The following is a 2,491-nucleotide window of genomic DNA, read 5'->3' on the forward strand; positions in this document are numbered from 1 at the left end:
GCAGACCAGCAATGCCGCGAAGAGATAGGCGTCCGCGCCGGCCAGCGCGCCGCCGCTCTGCTGCACGGTGAACGCGATCACCACGGCCGCGCCCGCGGACGCCGCGACCCAGAAGGTGCGCGAGGGGCGGGTGCCGACGCGCAGCGCCGAGAGCAGGGCTGTCGTGAGAGGGAGCAGCCCGACGACGACCGCGGCGTGCGCGGTGGTCGACGTCTGCAGGGCGAGCGTCGTCAGCAGCGGGAAGCCGAGCACGACTCCGGCGGCGACGACGGCCAGGCCCGCCCAGTGACGGCGCCCGGGGAACGGCACCCGCAGGGCGAGCAGGCAGCCGCCCGCGATGACGGCCGCCAGGACGGTCCGTACGGCGACGAGCGACCAGGGGCCGAACCCCTCAAGACCCCAGGCGGTGGCGGGGAAGGTGAGGGAGAACGCCGTGACGCCGAGGGCGGCCTGGAGGGTGCCGGCCCTCGCGGCGGAGCCCCGGCCCGTGGCGGGCCGACCGGGCCCGGGGGTGACGGGCACCGCTATCGCGGTCTGCGCAGTAGCGCTATCCTGTGCTCTCATGCAAGAGCGTAGCAGTGTCGGTGATCTGGCGAATCGGCTGAGGAGCGAGCTGAACCGCTACTCTCCGGGTGGAAAGCTGCCGTCGAGCCGGGCCCTCGTCGAGCGGTTCCGGGTCAGTCCCGTGACCGTGTCCCGGGCGCTGGCCCAGCTGGCCGCCGAGGGGCTGGTGGTCACGCGGCCCGGAGCGGGGGCGTTCCTGGCGGCGCCGCGTGATGCCGGGCCGGCCGTCGGGGACACCTCCTGGCAGGAGGTCGCCCTGAGCGCCGACTCCGCCGCCGAACTCGTACCGCGCACGGTCGACGCCTCCGCGGTGGTCGCCACGCTCGCCGCCCCGCCGCCGGGAGTCGTCGAGTTCAACGGCGGCTATCTGCATCCCTCGCTCCAGCCCGAGCGGGCGATGGCCGCCGCCCTGCCCCGGGCCGGCCGCCGCCCCGGTGCCTGGGGGCGTCCGCCCGTGGACGGGCTGCCGGAGCTGCGGGAGTGGTTCGCGCGGGGCATCGGCGGTGCCGTCACCGCCGCCGAGGTGCTCATCACGGCGGGCGGCCAGTCCGGGCTGACCACCGCCCTGCGCGCGCTCGCCCCGCCCGGCGCTCCGGTCCTCGTCGAGTCGCCCACCTACCCCGGCATGCTGGCGATCGCCCGCGCCGCCGGCCTCAGACCCGTGCCGGTGCCCGTGGACCGGGACGGTGTGAAACCGGCGCTGCTCGCCGACGCCCTGAGGGCGACCGGCGCCCGCGTCTTCGTCTGCCAGCCGCTCTTCCAGAACCCGACCGGAGCGGTACTCGCCCCCGAGCGACGCGGCGAGGTCCTGCGGATCGCACGCGACGCGGGCGCGTTCGTCATCGAGGACGACTTCGTACGCCGACTCGTGCACGAGGACTCGGGGCCGCTGCCGCGTCCGCTGGCCTCGGACGACCCCGACGGAGTCGTCGTGCACGTCTGCTCCCTCACCAAGGCGACCTCGCCGAGCCTCCGGGTGAGCGCGCTGGCCGCCCGCGGGCCCGTACTCGAACGGCTGCGGGCGATCCAGGTCGTCGACACCTTCTTCGTGCCGCGCCCGCTCCAGGAGGCGGCCCTGGAACTCGTCGGCTCGCCCGCCTGGCCACGGCATCTGCGTGCCGTCGCGACCGAGCTGAGGAACCGCCGCGACACGATGGCCGCCGCACTCCGTCTGAACCTCCCCGAACTCGCCCTGCCCCACATCCCGTCCGGCGGCTACCACCTGTGGCTGCGCCTCCCCGACGGCACGGACGAACAGGCCCTGTTCACCGCCGCGCTCCGCGCGGGCGTCGCCGTCACCCCCGGTCGCCCCTACTTCAGCGCCGAACCCCCGGCCGCACACCTGCGGCTGAGCTTCGCGGCGGTCGCCGGGACGGCGGAGATCACGGAGGGCGTACGGAGGCTGCGGGCGGCCTGTGACGAGGTGCTCCGGGCCTGAGCAGGGCCCGGCTCGGGCCCGGAGATCCGATGGCACCGGGTCCTTGGTGATCCACCGTCCGTGAGCATTCCGTGCGCGCTGCCGATCACCTCTTGACCTGCGGAGTCCCGCCCTCCACCATCGCCGCATGCATGTTCGGGTCACGCTGGTCGCCGCCGCCCGCAGTTCCTCGCTGCTCGCCGAGCGTTTCGACGACGACCGGCCGCTGGACCAGGCGGGCTGGGGCGAGGTGCAACGTGTCGCGCACATGCTGGTGCCGTTGGCGGTGGCCGAGCTGCGGTACTGCTCGCCGACTCCGCGCAGCCGGGCCACGGGTGACGCGCTGGGCCTCGCGCCGCTGGCTCAGCCGGCCCTGCGGGACTGCGACATGGGGCGCTGGCGCGGGCTGACGCTCGGCGAGGCGATGGCCCGCGAACCCGAGGCCGTGGACGCCTGGCTCGCCGATCCGTACTCCGCGGCGCACGGCGGGGAGTCGCTGGTGGAGTTCAT

The 2,491-nt window shown here is 75.1% G+C and carries 3 protein-coding genes; 2 read left to right on the plus strand and 1 reads right to left on the minus strand.

Going from position 1 to position 2,491, the window contains the following annotated elements:
* On the minus strand, positions 1-564 hold a 564-nt coding region (locus O3Q52_RS51915), incomplete at its 3' end, for a DMT family transporter (RefSeq protein WP_269655372.1).
* Between O3Q52_RS51915 and O3Q52_RS51920 the strand changes: the two genes are divergently transcribed.
* Together O3Q52_RS51920 and O3Q52_RS51925 are read left to right on the plus strand one after the other, a co-directional pair.
* Positions 563-2,002 (plus strand): PLP-dependent aminotransferase family protein, encoded by a 1,440-nt coding sequence (locus tag O3Q52_RS51920; RefSeq protein ID WP_269655373.1) that lies wholly within the window; start codon positions 563-565, stop codon positions 2,000-2,002. The two genes, O3Q52_RS51915 and O3Q52_RS51920, sit on opposite strands and share 2 nt — an antisense overlap.
* Positions 2,003-2,129: 127 nt before the next feature.
* The coding region (locus tag O3Q52_RS51925; RefSeq protein WP_269655374.1) for a histidine phosphatase family protein at positions 2,130-2,491 on the plus strand (362 nt) is incomplete at its 3' end.

The sequence above is a fragment of the Streptomyces sp. ActVer genome, from assembly GCF_027270795.1.
In the GTDB taxonomy this organism is placed as follows: domain Bacteria; phylum Actinomycetota; class Actinomycetes; order Streptomycetales; family Streptomycetaceae; genus Streptomyces; species Streptomyces umbrinus_A.

Bases quoted from the DNA above. Each gene is read 5' to 3' on its own strand.
- O3Q52_RS51920 (WP_269655373.1), top strand. From the start codon at position 563: ATGCAAGAGCGTAGCAGTGTCGGTGATCTGGCGAATCGGCTGAGGAGC.